The organism is uncultured Maribacter sp. (assembly GCF_947500985.1).
In the GTDB taxonomy this organism is placed as follows: Bacteria; Bacteroidota; Bacteroidia; order Flavobacteriales; family Flavobacteriaceae; genus Maribacter.
On the sequence record NZ_CANMTX010000001.1, the window covers coordinates 665,031 to 688,025 of the forward strand.

At 34.3% G+C, this 22,995-nt stretch carries 23 protein-coding genes; 14 read left to right on the plus strand and 9 right to left on the minus strand.

The features are described from left to right. Positions 1-8: 8 nt before the first annotated feature. The 6 genes from Q0871_RS03080 to Q0871_RS03105 all read left to right on the plus strand — a co-directional run bounded on the left by Q0871_RS03080 (position 9) and on the right by Q0871_RS03105 (position 5,439). Entirely contained in the window at positions 9-1,181 is a 1,173-nt protein-coding gene (locus tag Q0871_RS03080) for an ABC transporter substrate-binding protein (RefSeq protein WP_299317733.1), read from the plus strand. Next, entirely contained in the window at positions 1,182-2,213 is a 1,032-nt protein-coding gene (locus Q0871_RS03085; RefSeq protein WP_299317735.1) for an iron ABC transporter permease, read from the plus strand. It abuts the gene before it with no gap. A gap of 97 nt (positions 2,214-2,310) precedes the next feature. Further along, the gene (locus Q0871_RS03090; protein ID WP_367275119.1) at positions 2,311-3,012 is read left to right on the plus strand and encodes an ABC transporter ATP-binding protein; all 702 of its coding nucleotides are present in this window, start codon (positions 2,311-2,313) and stop codon (positions 3,010-3,012) included. Positions 3,013-3,124: 112 nt separating this feature from the next. Further along, positions 3,125-4,474, plus strand: coding sequence for a DNA recombination protein RmuC (gene rmuC, locus Q0871_RS03095; protein ID WP_299317737.1), 1,350 nt, complete (start codon positions 3,125-3,127; stop codon positions 4,472-4,474). A gap of 34 nt (positions 4,475-4,508) precedes the next feature. Continuing rightward, entirely contained in the window at positions 4,509-4,874 is a 366-nt protein-coding gene (locus Q0871_RS03100) for a 6-phosphogluconate dehydrogenase (protein ID WP_299317739.1), read from the plus strand. A 19-nt stretch (positions 4,875-4,893) separates the two neighbouring features. Then, positions 4,894-5,439 (plus strand): acyl-CoA thioesterase, encoded by a 546-nt coding sequence (locus tag Q0871_RS03105; protein WP_299317952.1) that lies wholly within the window; start codon positions 4,894-4,896, stop codon positions 5,437-5,439. Here Q0871_RS03105 and pgl read toward each other — a convergent pair. Then, on the minus strand, positions 5,420-6,145 hold the full coding sequence (pgl, locus tag Q0871_RS03110) for a 6-phosphogluconolactonase (protein WP_299317741.1): 726 nt from the start codon (positions 6,143-6,145) through the stop codon (positions 5,420-5,422). The two genes, Q0871_RS03105 and pgl, sit on opposite strands and share 20 nt — an antisense overlap. Before the next feature lie 34 nt (positions 6,146-6,179). After that, complete coding sequence (gene zwf / locus Q0871_RS03115) at positions 6,180-7,712, minus strand: glucose-6-phosphate dehydrogenase (RefSeq protein WP_299317744.1); 1,533 nt, start codon at positions 7,710-7,712, stop codon at positions 6,180-6,182. A 184-nt stretch (positions 7,713-7,896) separates the two neighbouring features. Here zwf and gndA point away from each other — a divergent pair, with 184 nt between their 5' ends. The 4 genes from gndA (at position 7,897) to Q0871_RS03135 (ending at position 12,137) form a co-directional block, all read left to right on the plus strand. Continuing rightward, a complete protein-coding gene (gene gndA / locus Q0871_RS03120; protein ID WP_299317746.1) occupies positions 7,897-9,297 on the plus strand; it encodes an NADP-dependent phosphogluconate dehydrogenase in 1,401 nt (466 codons plus the stop codon). A 10-nt stretch (positions 9,298-9,307) separates the two neighbouring features. After that, positions 9,308-9,844: a DUF3124 domain-containing protein gene (locus Q0871_RS03125; RefSeq protein ID WP_299317748.1), complete on the plus strand. Its 537-nt coding sequence runs from the start codon at positions 9,308-9,310 to the stop codon at positions 9,842-9,844. Positions 9,845-9,903: 59 nt separating this feature from the next. Further along, the gene (locus Q0871_RS03130; protein WP_282050087.1) at positions 9,904-10,242 is read left to right on the plus strand and encodes a GIY-YIG nuclease family protein; all 339 of its coding nucleotides are present in this window, start codon (positions 9,904-9,906) and stop codon (positions 10,240-10,242) included. Positions 10,243-10,511: 269 nt separating this feature from the next. Then, on the plus strand, positions 10,512-12,137 hold the full coding sequence (locus tag Q0871_RS03135; protein WP_299317754.1) for a long-chain fatty acid--CoA ligase: 1,626 nt from the start codon (positions 10,512-10,514) through the stop codon (positions 12,135-12,137). Positions 12,138-12,183: 46 nt separating this feature from the next. Here Q0871_RS03135 and carB read toward each other — a convergent pair whose 3' ends face one another. Then, entirely contained in the window at positions 12,184-15,036 is a 2,853-nt protein-coding gene (carB, locus tag Q0871_RS03140) for a carbamoyl-phosphate synthase large subunit (protein ID WP_299317756.1), read from the minus strand. Positions 15,037-15,126: 90 nt separating this feature from the next. Continuing rightward, positions 15,127-15,294: a 50S ribosomal protein L34 gene (gene rpmH / locus Q0871_RS03145; protein ID WP_027067351.1), complete on the minus strand. Its 168-nt coding sequence runs from the start codon at positions 15,292-15,294 to the stop codon at positions 15,127-15,129. Positions 15,295-15,546: 252 nt separating this feature from the next. Between rpmH and Q0871_RS03150 the strand changes: the two genes are divergently transcribed. Further along, entirely contained in the window at positions 15,547-16,062 is a 516-nt protein-coding gene (locus Q0871_RS03150) for a DUF2892 domain-containing protein (RefSeq protein WP_299317760.1), read from the plus strand. Between the two features lie 2 nt (positions 16,063-16,064). Here Q0871_RS03150 and Q0871_RS03155 read toward each other — a convergent pair whose 3' ends face one another. Together Q0871_RS03155 and Q0871_RS03160 are read right to left on the minus strand one after the other, a co-directional pair. Continuing rightward, a complete protein-coding gene (locus Q0871_RS03155) occupies positions 16,065-17,021 on the minus strand; it encodes a lytic transglycosylase domain-containing protein (protein ID WP_299317762.1) in 957 nt (318 codons plus the stop codon). A 65-nt stretch (positions 17,022-17,086) separates the two neighbouring features. Beyond that, positions 17,087-17,749, minus strand: coding sequence for an alpha/beta hydrolase (locus tag Q0871_RS03160; RefSeq protein WP_299317764.1), 663 nt, complete (start codon positions 17,747-17,749; stop codon positions 17,087-17,089). 177 nt (positions 17,750-17,926) lie between these two features. On the opposite strand from Q0871_RS03160, the gene Q0871_RS03165 reads away from it, so the two are divergent. Further along, a complete protein-coding gene (locus Q0871_RS03165) occupies positions 17,927-18,223 on the plus strand; it encodes an N-acetyltransferase (protein WP_073244921.1) in 297 nt (98 codons plus the stop codon). Positions 18,224-18,258: 35 nt separating this feature from the next. Here Q0871_RS03165 and mtaB read toward each other — a convergent pair whose 3' ends face one another. The 3 genes from mtaB to Q0871_RS03180 all read right to left on the minus strand — a co-directional run bounded on the left by mtaB (position 18,259) and on the right by Q0871_RS03180 (position 21,275). Beyond that, positions 18,259-19,587 (minus strand): tRNA (N(6)-L-threonylcarbamoyladenosine(37)-C(2))-methylthiotransferase MtaB, encoded by a 1,329-nt coding sequence (gene mtaB / locus Q0871_RS03170; RefSeq protein ID WP_299317768.1) that lies wholly within the window; start codon positions 19,585-19,587, stop codon positions 18,259-18,261. 84 nt (positions 19,588-19,671) lie between these two features. Then, positions 19,672-20,847 carry a GlmU family protein gene (locus tag Q0871_RS03175; protein ID WP_299317770.1) on the minus strand — a complete coding sequence of 392 codons (1,176 nt, stop codon included), beginning with the start codon at positions 20,845-20,847 and terminating at the stop codon, positions 19,672-19,674. Between the two features lie 143 nt (positions 20,848-20,990). Further along, positions 20,991-21,275 carry a type B 50S ribosomal protein L31 gene (locus Q0871_RS03180; RefSeq protein WP_299317772.1) on the minus strand — a complete coding sequence of 95 codons (285 nt, stop codon included), beginning with the start codon at positions 21,273-21,275 and terminating at the stop codon, positions 20,991-20,993. A gap of 181 nt (positions 21,276-21,456) precedes the next feature. Here Q0871_RS03180 and Q0871_RS03185 point away from each other — a divergent pair, with 181 nt between their 5' ends. Together Q0871_RS03185 and Q0871_RS03190 are read left to right on the plus strand one after the other, a co-directional pair. After that, on the plus strand, positions 21,457-21,978 hold the full coding sequence (locus Q0871_RS03185) for a DUF4199 domain-containing protein (protein ID WP_299317775.1): 522 nt from the start codon (positions 21,457-21,459) through the stop codon (positions 21,976-21,978). A gap of 46 nt (positions 21,979-22,024) precedes the next feature. Continuing rightward, entirely contained in the window at positions 22,025-22,984 is a 960-nt protein-coding gene (locus Q0871_RS03190; protein ID WP_299317776.1) for a glycosyltransferase family 2 protein, read from the plus strand. The last annotated feature ends 11 nt before the right edge of the window (positions 22,985-22,995 follow it).

The following is a 22,995-nucleotide window of genomic DNA, read 5'->3' on the forward strand; positions in this document are numbered from 1 at the left end:
TACTACTTTTGAAAAACAGACTAGATATAACCATGTTTAAACGCTTACTTATTATTAGTTACCTTCTTTTGTTATGTGGATGCAAACAGCAGAAAAAAGATATAACACAAGATCAAAACACTACCAGTATTACACCTATACGGTACGCCAGTGGTTTTTCAATCGAAAATCAAAGCAACGGAATTACGATCATCAAAGTCTTAAAACCTTGGGCAAATTCAGAAACTACTTATACATATGCGTTAGTTCCAAAAAAAAATCAAGCTAAAATAACCCTAAACAAAAGTGAATATGACGCCATAATTTCAACTCCTGTAGAAAATATTGTGGTAACCTCAACAACTCATATACCTGCTTTAGAAGAATTAGAAGTTTTAAACAATCTTATTGGCTTTCCCGATACCAAATATATTTCATCTAAAGCCACGAGAAAAAAAATTAATTCTGGAGCTATTGTAGAATTAGGAGTCAATGAAAGTCTGAATACCGAAGCGGTCTTAAATCTTCAACCAGATCTTATTATCGGCTTTGCCATAAATGACGGTAACAGCACCTACGAAACTATTGAACGCGCTAATATTCCTGTAGTTTATAATGGCGATTGGGTTGAAGAAACACCTTTAGGAAAAGCGGAGTGGATTAAATTCTTTGCTCCTTTTTTCAATAAAACCAAAGAAGCTGATGCTGTTTTTAATAAAATTGAAAAATCTTACTTAGAAGCCAAAACGCTAGCTTCTAAAGCTGAAAACAAACCTACCGTAATGAGTGGAGCTATGTTTAAAGATGTTTGGTATTTACCTGGCGGAAAAAGTTGGGCAGCGAATTTTCTAGAAGATGCCAATGCTGATTACCTTTGGAGCTCAACGGATGAAAACGGAAGCCTCTCTTTAAGTTGGGAGAGTGTTCTTGATATTGGGCAACATGCCGAATATTGGATTGGACCAGCACAATTAGCTACTTACCAAGAAATGGAAGCATCAAGTCAGCATTATACACAGTTCGATGCCTTCCAGAATAGAAAAGTATTTTCCACAGCAAATACTTTAGGGGAAACTGGTGGCACTTTATATTATGAATTAGGTCCACAAAGACCAGACCTTGTGTTGAAAGATTTAATCCATATTTTACACCCTGGGTTACTACCTAATTACGAACCCTACTTTTTTAAACCACTTCTTTAATTGTCAAAACAATCTACATATAGCTTTCATTTTATAGCCTTACTGATGGTATTGCTTCTATGCTTTATTATTAATATTTGTTTAGGCTCTGTAAATATTTCATTTGTAGATACTCTAAAAGCGTTAATTGGAATAGCAACTAAAGGTTCTTCTAGCTACTATATCATTTGGGAGTATAGACTACCAAAAGCAATAACAGCTATATTGGTCGGTGGCGGACTCTCACTTAGCGGATTATTGATGCAGACCTTGTTCAGAAACCCCTTGGCAGGACCGTATGTACTTGGTATTAGCTCTGGGGCTAGTTTAGGCGCTGCTTTATTAATTATGGGAACTTCGGTATTTTCTGGCGCATTCACCTTTTCTGCCTATAATGACATTACACTTGCTATTGCATCTAGTCTTGGTAGTTTTCTAGTATTATCACTAGTTCTTATAGTTGCAGCTAAAGTAAAAGATACCATGGCTCTATTGATTATCGGACTCATGTTTGGCAGTATAACAGCGGCTATTGTTAGCGTACTTTCTTATTTCTCTAAAGCTGAAAAATTACAACAGTATATCTTTTGGTCTTTTGGTAGTTTAGGTAATTTATCATGGGGACAATTACTCATAGTCGCGCTATGTACGATAATAGGAATTTTTCTAAGCATCATATCCATTAAACCTTTAAATGCTTTTTTGCTCGGCGAGAATTACGCTAAGAGTTTAGGTATAGGTTTACAAAAATCGCGATACATTATTATAATTGCCACAGGGTTACTGGCTGGGTCCATTACCGCCTTTGCCGGTCCTATTGCCTTTGTGGGTTTAGCAGTACCTCACATCACCAAACAAATATTACACACTACTGATCATAAAATTCAAATTCCCGCTGTACTTTGCTGTGGGGCAATTTTAATGTTGATATGCGATACCATAGCCCAACTACCAGGTTCTGTTAGTGTTTTACCTATTAATGCCATAACTAGTATATTAGGTGCTCCTGTAGTTATTTGGTTATTGGTACGTAAACAAAAAATGATATTTTAATTGTAAAACAAGAGACATCGAGCCTAATAATCTAAATAGCGTATTAAACATAGAAAACCTTTCTATTGGTTATGATGAAACCGTCATCGCTTCTGCTATCTCATTTCAACTACAGAAAGGAGAACTTGCGGCGATTGTTGGTATCAATGGAATTGGAAAATCGACGTTTCTAAAAACATTAGGTAGATTTCAACCCTTGATATCCGGATCAATAAAAATTGAAGGAAAAGAATCGTCAACTTATAACGATTTGCAAATGGCTTCAAAAGTAAGTGTGGTACTTACAGAATCTATTGCTTCTAAAAATCTATCGGTTTACGAGCTTTTGGCATTAGGTAGACAACCCTACACAAACTGGCTAGGTAAATTGGCTGATACCGATGTTTTCATCATTAATAAAAGTATTGCATTATTAGAACTAGAACCTTTCTTAGATAAAAAATGTTTTCAGTTAAGTGACGGTCAGTTACAACGGGCACTCATTGCAAGAGCTTTAATTCAAGATACCGATATTATTCTACTTGATGAACCTACTACTCACTTAGATTTGTACCACAAGGTTCAAATCTTAAAGCTTTTAAAATCTATTGCCCATAAAACAAATAAAGTAATATTATTCACTAGTCATGAAATTGAACTAGCTATTCAATTATGTGATAAGATGCTTATTTTAGACGGAAGAGAGAATGCATTCAATGAGCCATGTAAATTAATAAAGAACAAAAATTTTGATTCCCTCTTCCCTGCCGATACTATTTCTTTTGATGCCAATACCGGCTCTTTCAGGATTATGAAATAGAAATTTTAACATTTATCAGAAATTCAATTAGGTATGTTAATTAAAAACAGACCAGCTCATTTAAACTTTACTACCCAATCAAGTATCTTTACCAGATTACTTTAATACAATAATGAACGAAATTTATATTTACTTAATCATTGGAATCCTTTGTCTTGCCATCGGATTTTTTTTGGGTAACTATATTCAGCTTCTAAAAACAAAATCTCGTCAAAGCACTTTGGAAGAAAGAGAGCAGCAAATGCTGAACAACCTTTCTGTTTTTCAGAATAGATTAAAAGAGAGTGAGAATCATAAACTACAACTTCAATCAGATAAAGAAAAATTAGGTAATCAAATTGTTCGCTATCAAGCAGATTTAGAAAACTTGCAAGAAAAGAATATTGAACAGAAACAAGAGGTTGAAAAGCTTCAAGAAAAATTCACTAAAGAATTCGAGAACCTTGCCAATAAAATTCTAGAGGAAAAGAGTTTAAAATTTACTGAGCGAAACGAGAAGAATATCAAAAACATTCTTACTCCGTTAAATGAAAAAATACTTCTTTTTGAAAAGAAGGTTGAAGAAAGTCAGAAAGAAAACATCAGTATACATTCTGCTTTAAAAGAACAATTACTGAACCTGCAGACTCAGAACATTAAAATTACCCAAGAAGCAGAGAACTTGACCAAAGCTTTAAAAGGTGACAGTAAAATGCAAGGTAACTGGGGCGAGCTGGTATTGGAGCGTGTGTTAGAGAAATCTGGTTTAGAGAAAGACCGTGAATATACCGTTCAACAAAGCTTTACTCGAGAAGATGGTAGCCGCGTGCTACCAGATGTTATCATCAACTTACCCGACGGTAAGAAAATGGTGGTGGATTCCAAAGTATCTTTAACCGATTACGAGCGCTATGTAAATGCTGAAGATGAACTCAGAGAGAAGTTCTTAAAAGACCATATCAACTCCCTTAGAAGACACGTAGATCAATTATCTGCCAAGAAATATGAGGATTTGTATGAAATGGAGAGTCCCGATTTTGTATTGATGTTTGTCCCGATAGAACCAGCATTTGCCATAGCTATCAATCAAGATAGTTCTTTATACAATAAAGCTTTTGAACAAAATATTATTATTGTTACTCCTTCAACACTTCTTGCTACCTTGCGCACCATTGATAGCATGTGGAACAGTGAGAAGCAACAACGAAATGCTATTGAAATAGCACGGCAAGCTGGTGCTCTTTATGATAAATTTGAAGGCTTTGTTGGCGACTTAATGAAAGTAGGCAAAAAGATCGACGAAGCTAAAGGAGAATACCGGGGTGCGATGAACAAATTAGTCGATGGTCGTGGTAATATTATCACTAGTATAGAAAAGCTTAAAAAAATGGGTGCTAAAGCGAAAAAATCCATACCCGAATCATTAATTAATCGCGCCATTGAAGATGACGATTTCGAAGAGGAACCTAAATTAAAATTATAATACCAACCATTAATTATATATTAAATCTAAACACATGAAAAAGATAGTATCATTACTTTTATTAAGCGTAGTCGTTATTGGTGCGCTGTATTATGCCTTTATATACTTCGTAACCTTTAGTGAAGGTGTACGCTCTGGAGAACTCATTAAAATTAGTCACAAAGGTGTCATGGCGAAAACTTGGGAAGGTGAAATAAGCCAAGGGATTTCTGGAGCTCAAATATTCTCTTTTTCTGTATTGGACAAAGACAAAGAAGTAATCGAAAAACTGCAAGAGTATCAAGGTCGATATGTAAAAATAAGCTATGTTGAAAGATATTCTACTTTCTTCTGGTTAGGTGATTCTAAATACTTTGTTACTGAGGTACACGCCGAAAAATCACCACATGTCAGAAACTAAGAAAGAAATTATCAAGTCTATGGAAAAGTTCAAAAGCGTAAGAGAGTCTAGAGTTTCTATCACCGAATTAATGCTTCCCTCCCATTCTAATTTTGGAGGAAAGGTACATGGCGGCCATATATTGAACCTAATGGATCAAATTGCCTTTGCATGTGCATCTAAACACTCTCAACAGTATTGTGTAACCGCATCTGTTAACCGAGTAAACTTTCTAAACCCTATTGAAGTTGGTGAACTAGTGACCTTGAAAGCTAGTATAAACTATACGGGTAGAACTTCTATGGTAGTTGGTGTTCGTGTAGAATCAGAGAATATTACATCTGGCACTAAAAAGCACTGTAATTCATCTTACTTTACCATGGTAGCAAAGGGAACAGATGGTAAAAATGTTCCCGTACCAGGATTGATAATTTCTGACGACCAAGGTATTAGAAGATTTGCGCGTAGCAAATACCGCAAGTTAGAGGCTCAAGAAAGAGACACCAAATTTGAATCTAAAACCTTTAATTCAGAAGATTATATTAAAGAACTACAATCTGAAAATATTATGATTGAGATGAAGTAAGAAGCTTTGCCGCGGCAGCATCTAAAAACCAGACCAAGTCTTTTGTTTTAGGTGCTACGTGACTTGCAGGGTATTCTAAATACCCCTCTTCTCTATCTATAATAATCTTGACCTTTTCTGCCTTGCTTTCCCCTGTTACTAAAAAAGCAACAGTTTTTGCATTATTTATTATTCTTCCTGTTAAAGAAACTCTTCTTTGACCAGATTCTGGATGAATAGCTACTTCACAGTTATCGGGAGAAACCCAAAGGTTAATCTCATGTGGAAAAATAGATGCCGTATGACCGTCATCACCCATACCAAGAATAACTAAATCAAATTGAGGCAAGCCTAGTTCTTTTGGTAATTCTTTATCCAATAAATCACCATAACGCTTAGCTTCTGCCTTAGGATCATTTTCACCTTTTATTCTATGAATGTTTTGCTCAGGTATATCAACTTTAGATATTAAATGCTCTACGGTCATTTTATAATTGCTCTCGGCATCATCTGGCGCTACACATCTTTCATCACCCCAATATAAGTGAATAGTACTCCAGTCTACTTCATTAGCAAACTCTTCCGCCAAAACATCAAATACAATTTTGGGCGTACTACCACCTGATAATGCTATATGAAAGGTTTTCTGTTTAGCTGACTTTTCAATCATATATTTAGAAAACTCTTCTGCAACCTTTGTTTTATTTTGATAAACCTTTACTTCCATCTTCACTTCAATCTTTTATTATCCTTCTAATTAACTAGCAAATTACACAGTAACCAGATTCATCAGCTAAATTCTCACTGGGGTTTCTCCATTCTCCTACTCCTTCTATAAGTTCATTGGCATTTTCAGGACCCCAAACTCCGGCTGCATAACCGTACATTTTTACATCCTTACCATTTTTCCAATAATCTAAAATAGGATCGACAAATGCCCAAGCAGCCTCCACTTCATCTGCTCTTGCATATAAAGTAGCATCACCTTGCATTGCATCTAACAATAGACGCTCATAAGCTTCCATCACGTGAGTCTCTGTTAAACTAGAATAGTAAAAATCCATATTTGCGCGTTCTACTTCAAAACCTTGCCCTGGAACTTTTACTCCGAATTTTATTAAAATACCTTCATCTGGTTGAATACGAATAACCAATTTATTATCCTTATTACTTATACCCGATTCCTTAAATATTTGATGATGTGGAGTTTTAAAATGAATTACTACCTCTGTAACTTTTGTAGGCATACGTTTTGCCGTTCTTACATAAAAAGGAACATCTGCCCAACGCCAGTTATCTACAAAGAATTTAACCGCTGCAAAGGTTTCAGTAGTTGAGTTTTTATCAACTCCCTCCTCTTCTCGATAACCATTAACTTCTTGTCCATCAATCTTAGAAGACACATATTGAGCTCTAATTGTATTTTCAAAAAGTGTCTTTTCGTCATTCATAATCCTAAGCGACTTTAATGCTTTCAGCTTCTCATTACGAATTTCTTCCGCATCGGCACTCAATGGCGGCTCCATAACAATAAGAGCAACTATCTGTAATAAATGACTCTGAAACATATCTCTCAATGCGCCAGATTTATCATAATATCCACCTCTTTTTTCAACACCCACGCTTTCGGCATTTGTAATTTCTACGTGGTGAATATAATTTCTGTTCCAAAGTGGTTCAAAAATACTATTGGCAAAACGTGTTACCAATAAGTTTTGTACTGTTTCTTTTCCTAAATAATGATCAATTCTAAATATCTGCCCTTCTTTAAAATAGGTATGTAAACCATCGTTCAATTCTTTAGCAGACTCCAAACTGTATCCGAACGGTTTTTCAACTATAATTCTTCTCCAACCCGTAGATTCATTATTTAAACCTTGTTCAGATAAGTTCTTTGCAATTGGCTCATACAAACTTGGCGGTGTAGATAGGTAAAACATATGATTACCATCTGTACCATATTTCTGATCTAAATCTGATATACGTTTTTCTAAACGTTCGTATGATGTATCATAATCTGAGCCTAAATCTTCATAAAACAGTTTATCAGCAAATTTCTGAATATAATCCTCATCAAACTCCTCTCTTTCTTTTTTTAAATAAGGACTTTCTAGAACCACTTTACTTCTAAATTGTAAATCGCCCAAATCACTTCTACTCACACCAAGAACCACAAAATTATCAGGGAGGTCATTGCCTTTATATAAATTGAAAATTGCGGGTATTAATTTTCTTGCTGTTAAATCTCCAGATGCTCCAAAAATTACGAGCATTTGATTTTCTGTCTTTTTCATTATGGGTTGATATTCTTTATTATTCAAATATCTTAAAAAGTAAGCCATTATCGGGCGTTATTAAGATACAATTTGGATTTAAAGTCAATATTTTAAATTATTTTTGGTTCACATTATGTTACTAACAATAAATAATTAAAAATTGTAACATTTTGATGTATTCTAATTATAAAACATTCAATTTATGTACGATTTTGGTTTAGTAGGTCTTGGAGTAATGGGACAAAATTTTATTCTCAATGTAGCCGACAACGGATTTTCTGCCTTCGGATATGATTTAGATGATGAAAAGGTAGAAGCTCTTAAGACTTTAGGTGGAGATGAAGACAAAGTAAGTGCATCAAGTAATATAAAAACCTTCGTTAAAAACTTAAAGCAACCACGTAAAATAATGTTATTGGTACCTGCCGGTAAAATTGTTGACGGTGTTATAGAATCTCTTTTGCCACATATTGACAAAGGTGACATTATTATTGATGGAGGAAACTCTTTCTTTACAGATACGGACAGAAGAGAAGCATATTTACAAGAGAAAGGTATTAACTTTTTTGGTGCAGGAGTTTCGGGTGGTGCAAAAGGTGCTCGTAAAGGTCCAAGTATTATGCCTGGTGGCTCAAAATCTGCTTACGAACATATTAAACCAATTTTTGAAGCAGTATCTGCCAAATATAACGGCGAACCTTGTGTTGCTTATTTAGGTCCAAAATCTGCCGGTAACTATGTAAAAATGGTTCACAACGGTATTGAATACGGATTGATGCAACTTACTTCTGAAATTTATGATGTCCTTAAAAAAGGTGGTGACTACAACAATGATGAATTGCACAGCACTTTTGCAAAATGGAACGAAGGTAGATTACAATCGTTCTTAGTTCAAATTACATCTGAAATATTCGAGCAAGAAGATGATTTAGTTAAAGGACGCTTAGTTGATCAAATTTTAGATAAAGCAAAACAAAAAGGAACCGGTAAATGGACTAGCCAAAATGCAATGGACTTGGGCATACCTGTACCTTCAATTGATGTAGCCGTTAGCATGCGTGAACTTTCTGCTTTAAAAGATGAAAGAATTAAGGCTGATGCTTTATATGACAGACCAACTGTAGCACATATGGATAAAGAGAAGCTAGAAGCGCTTACAGAAAAAGCTTTATACTTTTCATTTATAATCACTTACTCTCAAGGGTTACACCAATTAGCTGATGCTTCTAGAGAATATGGTTACGATTTAGATATTTCTGAAATCGCTAAAATATGGAGAGCTGGTTGTATTATACGCGCTGGTTTGTTAGCAGATATTACTGAAGCTTTTAAAGCTGAACCAAATTTACCTAACCTTTTACTTTCTCCAAATTTTGTAAGCAAAGTAAAAGAAACGGTTGGTGCTGCAAGGGAATTGGTTGCTTTTGGTGCACAGAACGGAATTCCGTTACCTGGTCTATCAAATTCACTTACGTATTTTGATGCCTACACCTCAAGTAAATTACCTTTAAACTTAATTCAGGCACAACGAGATTACTTTGGTTCTCACACTTATGAGCGTTTAGACCGTGAAGGTATTTTTCATACAGAATGGGAAGATTAAAAATCAACATTTGAAAAAATATAAAATTGTTTTAAATAATATTTGCCTTTCACTGATTGTGGCTACGACAATTATGTCGTGTAAAGAAGTTTCGAAAGAAGAAGTTCCGGTTGAGATTTTAGACAACCATACTCTTGACAGAAAGGCAAATACTATTTTAATAGATTCTCTTGTTAGGCAAGTATACGTACCTATATATTCTGATATATATAACCAGACCAGAGATACAAGAACATTACTTACCGCTACCTTAAGTATAAGAAATACCAGCTTAAAGGATAGTCTATTTGTAAGTAAGATTGATTACTACAATACAGAAGGCGATTTGGTTAGAAGTTATATCGACACCCCAATTTATCTAACTCCAATGGAGTCTATTGACTATGTCATTGAACAACAAGATACTTCTGGCGGTAGTGGCGCTAATTTTTTGATTGACTGGTACTCGAAGAAACAATTGAATCCGTTGTTTCAAGCAGTCATGGTTGGTGGACTAGGAGCACAAGCGTTTTCTTTTACTACAGAGGGTATTGAGATAATTGAGTAACTGTCTTATTTTCTTTAAATTACCAATAGCTAATTATAGTCTATAATTCATACTTTTTTATGTACTCTATTTACGTTATCGAATTATCTAAAAAAGTGTTCACCGAGAATAGAAAATTTAGAGAAGCTAATCCGCAATTTAATGGTGTTTTAGAATGTCTTTATGTTGGCATGACAAGTAAAACTCCTAAAGAGCGCTTTGATCAGCATAAAAACGGAACCTTGAGTAAAAAAGGACATAATATATCTTCAAAAATTGTACAGAAATACGGTTTATATCTGCGCGGTAGTCTTTTTAATCATATTGATAAAATAAAGTCAAGAACCGAAGCTTTAAAAATGGAAGAGCAATTAGCTCTTGAACTTCGACGCAAAAAATATGCTGTTTGGTTTAACTAATATTCATATTTAGGTAAAGACGTTAAAGCATCTAAAAGTTCATCTTCCATTCTGTGATTTAATTTATTAAAAATCTACATACAGTATTCAAAGATCATACTTATTAAATTACCTGATAAAATAATTTTTTAACCTTAAAAGAGGATTATACAGGTTATAAGACATCTACGGTTATTTACATCAGCAAATGTTAAAATTGTGCTGATATCTCATAATAAATTGATTAAATTTAAGGGTCAAGCAATTATTTAAATTTAAAATATGTTTTTATGAACGGATTAATAATGGATTACCCACTTACCACAAATACCATCTTAAAATATGCGAATAGTGCTTTTCCTGATAAAAAATTAATCTCATACTTACCTGACGGAAGTAGACATGAATACACCTACGGGAAATTATATAAGCGTTGTTGTCAGCTTGCTAATGCCCTAAAAAATAAATTAGGAATTACTAAAGGTGATATGGTTGGCACATTTGCTTGGAACCATTATCAACATGTAGAACTATATTACGGAATACCAGGTATAGGGGCTGTTTGCCATACCATCAATATAAGATTATCATCTCAGCAAACAGAGTTTATTATCAATCATTCCGAAGACAAAGTAATCTTTGTTGACGCCACATTAGTTCCTCTTTTAGAAAAAATAGACCCTAAACTAGAGACTGTAGAAAAATATATAATCATCAATGCTCCAAAAGGCTTTACAACTACCCTACCTAACACTATACATTACGAAGATTTAATAGGAGAACAATTAGATGCTATTGAATGGCCGACCATAAATGAAAATGATGCAAGCGGCATGTGCTACACAAGTGGCACTACAGGTATGCCAAAAGGAGTTTTATATAGCCATAGATCAACGTACTTACACGCTATGACCATTTTATCGCCAAACGCGGGTAACTATAGTAATAACGATATAATTTTACTTGTCGTTCCTCAATTTCATGTTATGGCATGGGGTTTTCCTTATATGTGCCTGTTAACGGGCTCAGACATGGTTATGCCCTCATTACACTTGCGCCCAGATGCCATTATTAGAATTCTTGAAAGTGAAAATATCAACAAAGCTAACGGAGTACCGTCTATATGGAGAGGTGTGTATGAAGAAATGAAAAAGAATCCGCCGAAAACAAAGCTAGCCTTAGAAGAGTATTTAGTTGGTGGCTCTGCATTATCTGGTAGTCTTATAGAAAATTTTGAAAAGGATTTCGGTATTAAAGGAGTTCAAGCATGGGGTATGACAGAAACCTCTCCACTTGGTACAGCTAGTAGACTTCAAAGAAAACACGAAAGCCTTAGCTATAAAGAACAAATTAAAGTACGTGCAAAACAAGGAATTGAATTTCCAGGAATAGAAATGCGAATCATTGGCGATAACGGAAAAGTAGCCCCACGAGACGGAAAAACAATGGGAGAATTACAGGTTAAAGGAGCCTGGGTCATTAAGTCTTATTTTAAGACTAATAGCCGGGATAATTTTACAAAAGATGGTTGGTTTAGAACAGGTGATGTAAGTACAATAGATGCAAATGGGTATATGGAAATTACCGATCGCACAAAAGACTTGATAAAAAGTGGTGGTGAATGGATATCTAGCGTTGCACTCGAATTAGCGTTGATGTCGCATGCGAATATTAAGGAAGCTGCGGTAATTGCAATACCTGATGAAAAATGGTCCGAAAGACCTTTGGCAACATTAGTTTTAGCAGATAAAAATAAACATGTATCTACCGAAGAATTGAAAGAATTTTTATCAAAAGAATTTGCTAGTTATCAAATACCTGATAATTACGTAGTAATAGATGAAGTGCCAAAAACAAGTGTTGGCAAATTTGACAAGAAAGAGATTAGAAGATTATATGCAGAAGGGAAACTTTAAAAAATCAAAGTTCCCCTTCTACTATATTATAAGTCTAATAAAAAGACTATTTACTTAAGTACATTTTACGTCTTGCATAAAGGTTGTAAAAATCATCGTCCTTAAGACTATCAATGAACAGAATACTTTCACCTGTACTCTTCATCTCAGGACCCAAATTCTTATTTACATTCGGGAATTTGTTGAAAGAGAATACCGGTTGCTTAATTGCAAAGCCTTCTAATTGCGGATTGAAGTTAAAATCTTTTACCTTCTTCTCACCTAACATGACTTTAGTAGCATAATTTACATAAGGCTCCTTGTAAGCTTTCGCTATAAAAGGCACTGTACGAGATGCTCTAGGGTTAGCTTCAATGATATAAACTACCTCGTCCTTTATAGCAAATTGAATATTAATAAGACCCACTGTATTTAAAGCTAACGCAATTTTCTTCGTGTGATCTTTGATTTGCTGCATTACCAATTCACCTAGATTAAATGGTGGTAATGTGGCATTTGAATCTCCTGAGTGAATTCCACAAGGTTCTATATGCTCCATGATACCAATGATATACACATCTTCACCATCACAAATAGCATCTGCTTCTGCCTCTATGGCTCCATCTAAATAATGATCTAATAGTAATTTGTTATTTGGTATTTTTCTAAGAAGATTAACAACATGCTCTTCTAATTCTTCCTTATTAATTACAATTTTCATTCCTTGTCCACCCAAAACATATGAAGGTCTAACTAATAATGGAAAATCTAAAGTATCTGCTAACTCAGAAGCTTCATCTGCAGTTTCTGCAATTCCGTATTTTGGAAAAGGAATATCATTCTCTAATAGCATTTCTGAGAACCTACCTCTATCTTCTGCTAAATCTAAAGCATCAAAACTTGTTCCGATAATCTTTATACCATATTTAGATAACTTCTCCGCTAATTTTAATGCCGTTTGTCCACCTAATTGAACAATTACTCCTTCAGGCTTTTCATGACGAATAATGTCATATATATGTTCCCAAAAAACTGGTTCAAAATACAATTTATCTGCCGTATCAAAATCTGTTGAAACCGTCTCAGGATTACAGTTGATCATAATAGTTTCATATCCACATTCAGCTGCAGCCAAAACCCCATGAACACAGCAGTAGTCAAATTCTATACCTTGACCTATTCTATTCGGTCCTGATCCAAGAACTACTATTTTCTTCTTATCAGAAACTATACTATCATTTTCAACATAACGTGTTCCATCTGGTTTTTCTATTTCTGCTTCAAAAGTGGAATAATAATAAGGCGTCATCGCCTTAAACTCCGCAGCACAAGTATCAACCAACTTATATACTCTATTTATATTAAGCTCGGTACGCTTGTTATACACTTCACTTTCATAAGAATCTACCATGTGCGCTATTTGCCTATCTGCAAATCCTTTTTGCTTAGCCTCTAATAATAATTCTTTTGAAATTGTTGCAATAGTATATTTAGATATTTCTTTTTCTAAAACATAAAGCTCTTCATACTGCTTAAGAAACCACATATCTATTTTTGTGATTTCATGTATTCTACTTAAAGGAATACCTATTTGTATTGCATCGTATATTACAAAAACACGATCCCAACTAGGTATGGTTAGTTTACTTATTATTTGATCATAATCTTTATAACCTTTACCATCAGCACCTAACCCATTTCGTTTGATTTCTAAAGATTGAGTTGCTTTATGCAATGCTTCTTGAAACGAGCGACCAATACCCATAACTTCTCCCACAGACTTCATCTGCAGACCTAAAGTACGATCAGATCCTTCAAATTTATCGAAGTTCCATCGTGGTATTTTTACTATCACATAATCTAATGTTGGCTCAAATAAAGCCGATGTTGATTTTGTAATCTGATTATCTAATTCGTCCAAAGTGTAACCTATAGCCAATTTAGTTGCCACTTTTGCAATAGGATACCCGGTTGCTTTTGAAGCTAAAGCAGAAGATCTTGATACTCTTGGATTAATTTCAATTGCTATAATATCTTCTTTCTCATCTGGGCTAACAGCAAATTGAACATTACATCCACCTTCAAAATCTCCTATACTACGCATCATATGTATTGCCATATCACGCATTTTCTGATATGTTCTATCAGATAATGTCATTGCAGGCGCTACAGTTATAGAATCTCCGGTATGTATACCCATTGGATCCATATTCTCTATAGCACAGATAATAACAACATTATCGTTTTTATCTCTTAGAAGCTCTAATTCATATTCTTTCCACCCAATCAAGGCTTTATCAATCATTACCTCATGAATTGGCGAAATCTCTAAACCGTAACTTAATTGCTCGTCAAAATCTTCTGGCTTATAAACTATCGATGCTCCTGCCCCACCAAGTGTATAAGAAGCACGTATTACTAGCGGAAAACCGAACTCTTGAGCGATTTCTTTACCCTTTAAGAAAGAGGTCGCCGTAGCTTGTGGCGCCATGCCAACACCTATCTTCAGCATTAATTCTCTAAACTGCTCTCTATCTTCGGTAATATTAATGGCATCAATATCTACACCTATTAATTCTACACCAAAATCTTCCCAAATACCTTTTTTATCAGCTTCTATACAAAGATTTAATGCGGTCTGACCACCCATTGTAGGTAAAACTGCATCTATTTGTGGATGAGCTTTTAAAATCTCTACAATAGACTTCGTAGTTAACGGTTTTAAATAAACATGATCCGCCATCGATGGATCCGTCATAATGGTTGCCGGATTACTATTAATCAAAATAGTTTCAATACCGTCTTCACGTAGCGAACGTAAAGATTGGCTACCTGCGTAATCAAATTCACATGCTTGACCGATAACAATAGGACCTGAACCTATTAATAAAATTGAGTTTAAATCTTTTCTTTTTGGCATTTTTAAATTTTTGTATTTTGGGAATTGGACAAAAAAAAGGTGCTACTTTCGGAAAAGTAACACCTATATATTATAAAAACTATACAATCATTATTTCTTATGTCTAGTTTCAGAGGAAACAGTCAATTTCTTTCTTCCTTTTGCTCTTCTTCTTGCAAGAACCTTTCTACCATTTACGGAAGCCATACGCTCACGAAAACCATGTTTGTTCTTTCTCTTTCTTTTTGACGGCTGATATGTTCTTTTTTGTCCGGGCATCTCTTAAACCTTTTCTATTTAAATTGAATTATTCAGATTTCTCTGTGAAACTGGGCGCAAATATACAAAGAGTTTTTTCTTTAACAAGTGATATGAAAAAAATATTTTTATAAATCCGTACGTCACAAAACGAAGCTTTTGATTAATTTTGCCCGAATCGAAATTTAGCGCCGAAATCGCTTTATTTTAATAGGGTTACGATTAATTTCAAAATTACAATCAAACAATCATCGACAAACAAAAACTTAAAATATGTTCAATAAAAATTTAAAATTAATCATTGCAGGACTCATAATTGCTTTTTCTGTGTACCAATTTATAGAAGGCAACATAGGAAATGGCATATTTTTAATCCTACTATCCTTAATTTTTATCTTTCTTTATTTTAGAAATGAAATTATTCTTTTAGCTTTTTTAAGAATGCGTAAGCAAGATTTAACCGGAACAAAGAATTGGTTAGATAAAATTAAAAATCCTGAAGGGGCACTAACCCTTAAACAACAAGGCTACTATAATTACCTACATGGTATTATATTTTCTCAAACCAATTTAACCCAAGCTGAGAAATACTTTAAAAAAGCATTAAAGCTTGGCTTAACAATGGATTATGATGTTGCTATGGCAAAATTGAGCCTAGCAGGTATTTCTATGCAAAAACGTCGCAAGAGAGAAGCTACTATGCTACTTAACGAAGCCAAAAAATTAGACAAAAACAATATGTTGACGGATCAAATTAAAATGATGCAACAACAAATGAAGAAAATCTAATCTTATTTAGTTTCTCTATAATATCCTTTATTAGGAATTTCTACAGTATACTTTTTACGAGAATTATTATTTAAATGCGCCTCTCTCAACCAAGGATTGTGGCGCTTTAATATTTTGTAGTTAATTTCATATTCTTGTGCAAAATTAGCGAAGTCACTTACTGGCTTATCTATTTCTACCGTAAAGGTCGGTACCGCTTCGTACATATCTTCCTTTTCGATATGAAAACCATACTTTTCTGGATTAGAAAGAATTTCTTTAATAGCCATAATTCTAAACACATACCTACCTGTTTCACTACCAAGCAATAAATCCCAGTAGTTATCGACTTGTTGAATACCCATGTACTTATTGATTGCTCCTGGTCCTGCATTATAAGCAGCAGCAGTTAATGCCCAACTACCATATTTATCTTTCCATCTGTTCAAGTACTTACAGGCAACCTCTGTAGACTTTTCTAAATGGTAACGCTCATCTACATTTGAGTTCACCTCTAAACCATATTCTCTACCTGTTTCTCTCATTATCTGCCAAAAACCAGTTGCTCCTGCTGGTGAAACAACATTCGTCAATCCGCTTTCAGCTACAGCTAAATATTTAAAATCATCAGGAATTCCATTTTTAGCCAAAATTGGCTCAATTACAGGAAAATACTTATTAGCTCTTTTAATAAGTAATACTGCGTTTGACTGCCAATAGGTATTAACCAAAAATTCACGATCTATGCGCTCCATAATTTCTGGATCTGCCTGAGGAACTATTTCTCCTGCAAAATTTAAATCAGCAGGTATATCAATAGATGAAATCTTATATGACTTGGATACGTTTTTCTGAACACTATCATTTGCAACTACCCTATCATTATTTACAATACCATCAGTGTTTCCCACAGCAAATATCAACGTACCCGCAACGAACACAACACCTAACAACATCAATATATTCTTAATAGTTTTCATGAATTTTATATTTTAAATTATTTCTATCAACACTTTACGCTACCAAAGGTATATATAGAACTATCTTATTCCAAAATAATTGTTGGCAAGTTCTCGTTAAACCACTTTGCCCTATGTATTATCATGGTGTGGGTTCCATTGGGCACATGTATACATTTACCACAATTTTCAATTGGGAACACAGGGTCCTTCTCACCTTGTATATGTACCAATTTCTCACACGGCACCTCTTGCTTCCAATTTACTAGCTCATTTATACACCAATCTATATAGCTTTTATCTCTAACAGATAAATACTTTTCATATAACGAAAGGCGTTTCGTTACACTTTCGCCAAATGCATATTTAGCTAATAATTCTACATTGTTAACCAAACCAGTAGGTAGCAGTTTATGTACACTGGTATACCTCGCAAAAATCATACGTTTTGGCAACTCATATCTAGTTTTTACACTCGACACAATTATCACTTTTCTTACTTCAATATATTTAGACATTTCTTGGACTAGGAGCCCGCCTAACGAAACCCCCAACAATACCACATTTTCATGTTGTATTTTACTATACATGTTTTTTGCATAATCAACAAATGAAATACCCTTTTCAGGAATACTCCATTCCAAAAAATGAAGCTCAAAGGTTTCTTTAGGTAGTTTTATATACTCAAAAATAGCAGGACCTGCTGCCATACCAGGCATACAATACACATGAATTACATTATCTGTCATAGTCACGAAGCGTAGTAAAAACTAGGAAATTAAGTATTTTTTAACTACTTTTGTAAGAGAATGTGAAAAACATACGCAATTTGATATGTTATATTTTGTACAGCATTCTCGAATGATTAATTACGATATGAGAACATCGTAATTTTTTTGTCTAACAACAAAACTAAAATTTTCTATATGAACGATGTTATCATTAATGACAATTCTTTTCTGCGACAATTTGAAACTACTGTAGATGGTCATCTTGCCAGAATTGAATATTCTTCTCAAGAAAGAAAGATATTCCTTACCAAATTAGTCGTTCCAGAGGAAATTACAGATGAAGATTTTAGAGAAAACTTCATAAAAGCTGTTTTGAGTATTATTCAAGATAGAAATCTTAGAGTTGTTCCTACTAGTCCTCATATCGCAGGATTTCTTAGAAAGAACAGAAGACAATACAAAGAAATGCTACCTATCGGTATTCGTATCTAATAAATTAAAAAGCCTTTCAATTGAAAGGCTTTTTTTTATGCTTCTACTTTTTCATTTACAAAATTAAACCGAACCAGACCATCCTTATCAATTTCGGTCAACTTTACTTGATGCAAAGTATTTACCAGTTCGGGATTCCAAGGTGATTTTACTTTCACGTAATTCTCAGTAAACCCATGAATATATCCTTCTTTATTCTCTCCCTCGAACAACACCGTTAAATTATTACCCAACTGACTCTCATAGAACGCTCGTCTCTTCTTTACAGACAATCCGCGCAACATTTTACTCCTTTTACTCCTTACTTTATTAGGAACCACTCCACCCATTGTAGCAGCTGGCGTATTATCTCTTTCCGAATACGTAAAAACGTGTAAATAAGAAATATCTAAATCATTCAAAAAGTGATACGTTTCTAAAAAATGTGCTTCGGTCTCACCAGGGAAACCAACGATTACATCAACCCCAATACAACAATTAGGCATTACCCCTCTAATCTTCGCTACTCGTTCTTTATAAAGATTCGTCATATAACGACGCTTCATTAACTTAAGAAGATCATCACTACCACTCTGCAAAGGAATATGAAAATGAGGTACAAAGTTTTTACTTTGAGAAACAAACTCAATTGTTTCATTCTTTAAAAGGTTTGGCTCAATTGATGAAATTCTTAAACGATGAATACCATCTACATCATCTAAAGCGGTAACAAGATCCAAAAAAGTATGCTCATGCTTTTTATTACCAAACTCCCCTTTACCGTAATCTCCAATATTTACCCCAGTTAGAACAATTTCCTTAATACCCTGCTCAGATATATCAGCTGCATTCTTTAAAACGTTTTCTAAAGTATCGCTTCTAGAAATACCACGTGCTAAAGGTATTGTACAATACGTGCATTTATAATCACAACCATCTTGAACCTTTAAGAATGCCCTTGTTCTATCTCCAATAGCATAACTACCTACATAAAAATCGGCATCTGCTATTTCACAAGAATGAACCTTACCATGATCATTTTTGGTTAAGTCATTTATGTAATCGGTAATCTTGAATTTTTCTGTAGCCCCCAAAACCAAATCTACGCCATCTACATCAGCAAGTTCTTCTGGTTTTAATTGAGCATAGCAACCTACAGCCGCAACAAAAGCATCGGGATTTACCTTCTGCGCTTTTTTAACTATAGTCTTAAATTTTTTATCAGCATTATCGGTTACAGAACATGTATTTATAACATACATATCTGCTTTTTCTGAAAAATCTACCCTATCGAATCCCTCGTCTGCAAAGCTGCGGGCTATGGTAGATGTTTCTGAAAAATTCAACTTACATCCTAAAGTGTAAAAGGCCACTTTCTTCTTCATCTAATAATCTCTTTTGAGATTGTAAAAATACTTAATCTTAATTTGGCTTAAAAACACAACTATCTGTATTACAGCCTTAAGTACTTAATACTTTCTCCATTTTTTGGTTAATTCAAATACATGAGTAAGAATATCTGCCTCAACATCATTAAACCCTACTCCCCTTCTAGCCATCATTACCTTAGCTGCATCAAATGCTTTTACAGGTTGATATGCCGTAAATCCAGATGCCCCACCCCAGCTAAAACTTGGAACAAAATTTCTAGGAAACCCAGGGACATAAATATTAGAATTTACTCCAATTACAGTACCTGTATTAAACATCGTATTAATAGCCGTCTTACTATGGTCACCCATCATCAGACCACAAAATTGTAATCCTGTTTGTTCAAAACGCTCCGTTGCGTAATCCCACAAACGGACTTTAGCATAGTTATTTTTAAGGTTTGAATTATTGGAATCTGCACCTATATTACACCATTCTCCTAATACGGCATTACCCAAATAACCTTCATGGCCTTTACTTGAATATCCAAAAATAACCGAGTTACTAACTTCTCCACAAACCTTACTAAACGGACCAATAGTTGTAGCTCCATAAAGCTTACCTCCCATTTTTATGATAGCATTGTTACAAAGTGCCAAGCCCCCTCGTATTAGGCTACCTTCCCAAATTTCAGAGTTCTTACCTAGGTAAATAGGTCCTTCAGTAGCATTTAGAATACTAAATTCAACTTTTGCTCCTTCTTCCAGAAATATGCGTTCAGGATGTATTAATCGATTAGTGTCTGAAATAGGTTGACTTTTTCTACCTTTTGTAATGAAATCAAAATCAAACTGTAAGATATCTGCATTTTTATCGAAAATATCCCAGGTGTTATTAATTTGAACAATATCATCTTTAAATTCAACTATATTGAAATCACTTAATTCATCTACATTTTTAGAAGTCGCAGCTAAATAAGCTAATACCAATTCGCCCGACATTAACCTTTCGCCCGATCGCAAAGCTTTTACCGCTTTTAGCAACTCGTTAGATGGTAATACCGATGCATCTATAAAAACATTAGATTCTTCTAAATTAACAGGGTATTTTACACTTAAATATTCTTCGGTTAAAGATGTAACCGAAACTTTTAAAAATGCTTCCCAACGCTCTTTCAAGGTCATAATACCCACTCGAATTTCTGAAACGGGACGAGTAAAAGTGAAGGGCAAAAGATGATTCCTACGAGGACCATCAAAAAGAATAAAGTTCATACAAGATGATTTTTTTTCAAAATTAACAAATATCCGTAGAGCATCTATATTTAATAGACAACTTCCTTTACTTAAAAGTTAAATGCAAAAGAAACGCCTTCGAAAATTTCGAAGGCGTTATATAATATAAAGAAATAAAAGTACTATTCTTGTTCTTTTGTCTCTTCTTTTGGCTCTTCCTTAACAAATTTCTTGTACTTGTTCTTGAACTTGTCGATACGACCTGCTGTATCCAAGAATTTAGCTTTACCAGTGTAAAACGGGTGAGAGGTTCTTGAAATCTCCAATTTTACTAAAGGATACTCAACACCTTCAACTTCTAAAGTCTCTTTAGTGTCAGCTGTTGATTTAGTTAAAAATACTTCTTCATTAGACATGTCCTTAAAGGCCACTATCCTATAATTTTCTGGGTGTATATCTTTTTTCATTTTAAAAACTTTAACGCACCCATTCCGACGGGCACTCATTTTAAGGCTGCAAAAATAGTGAAATTCTACAAATGCACAATTAGAAATCTAAAAAAATATTGAAAATTAATTTTACCACATTTGTAACATTATCAATTATTGCCATACTAATATACAAAACAACCTATAATCACTATACATCATGGAAGAAAACGAACCAAAAACAGGAAAATTTGCAATGAATTACGGCTTACTTACAGGTCTTGTAGGTGTTATATTTGCAGTTATGCTTTTTGTAATGGACATGCATTACGAGCAAGTGACTTCTGTACAAATTATTCAAATAATAATATTGGCTGCCGGAATTGTACTCGCAATACTACAATTTAAAAAAGCAGGTGGCGGATTATTGTCCATTTCTGAAGCTTTAAAAGTTGGTGCAGGTGTGGCGTTGATAGCTGGAATTGTTGGACTGCTATGGTTTTTCATACAATCTAACCTAATAGAACCCGATTATTTAGATAAAGTGTATGAAATAGGTAAGATAAAAGCAATGAAAGACAACCCTAGTCTTACTGAAGAACAAATTGACCAAGGCATTGAAATGCAAAAAGGTCTTGCATGGATTATGTACCCAGTAGGTTTAATAATAAATGTTCTTATTGCTTTAATCATCAGCTTAATTACAGGATTAATTCTGAAAAAAGAAGAAGCTGCTTATTAATGCTAAGTAATTGTAGTATTTTTGGAGGCAATACCACAAGTCGCGCATGCAATTATCAATAGTAATTCCTTTACTTAACGAAGAAGAGTCACTTAAAGAACTTCATGATTGGATTGTATCTGTGATGCAAGCCAATCATTTTTCTTATGAAATACTATTTGTTGATGATGGCAGCACAGATGCCTCATGGAAGATTATCACCGCATTATCTGAGAAAAACCCCGCTGTTAAAGGAATTCATTTTTTACGTAACTTCGGTAAATCGCAAGCACTACATGCCGGATTTAAAGCTGTAAGCGGCGATGTTATCATCACCATGGATGCCGATCTGCAAGATAACCCAGAAGAAATTCCGGAGTTATATAATATGATAACTAACGAAGGTTACGAATTGGTATCTGGCTGGAAAAAGAAACGGTACGATTCTATCGTCTTTAAAAATACCCCTTCAAAATTATTCAATTGGGCAGCTAGAAGAACATCTGGTGTTCGATTGCATGATTTTAACTGTGGTCTAAAAGCATACGCGCATGATGTTGTAAAGAACATTGAAGTATCTGGCGAAATGCACAGATATATTCCTGTCCTTGCCAAAAATGCTGGTTTTTCTAACATTGGAGAAAAGGTAGTTCAACACCAAGCTCGTAAATACGGTAAAACAAAATTCGGAATGGAACGTTTCATAAATGGCTTTCTAGATTTACTGACCATTTGGTTCGTATCTAGATTCGGTAAACGACCTATGCACTTATTCGGTGCATTGGGCGTTTTAATGTTTTTGATCGGATTCGGATTTGCTATCTATTTAGGCATAGATAAATTATTCATCAACAAGTTTGGAAGATTAATTACAGACCGACCTCAATTTTATATTTCACTGATAGCCATGGTTATAGGAACTCAGTTATTCTTAGCTGGTTTTCTTGGCGAAATATTAATACGTTCTAAGAAAGAAGAAAAAAGATATATTGTCTCTGAAGAAATAAACACCGCACTTTTAGAATAGTAAAATTCTCA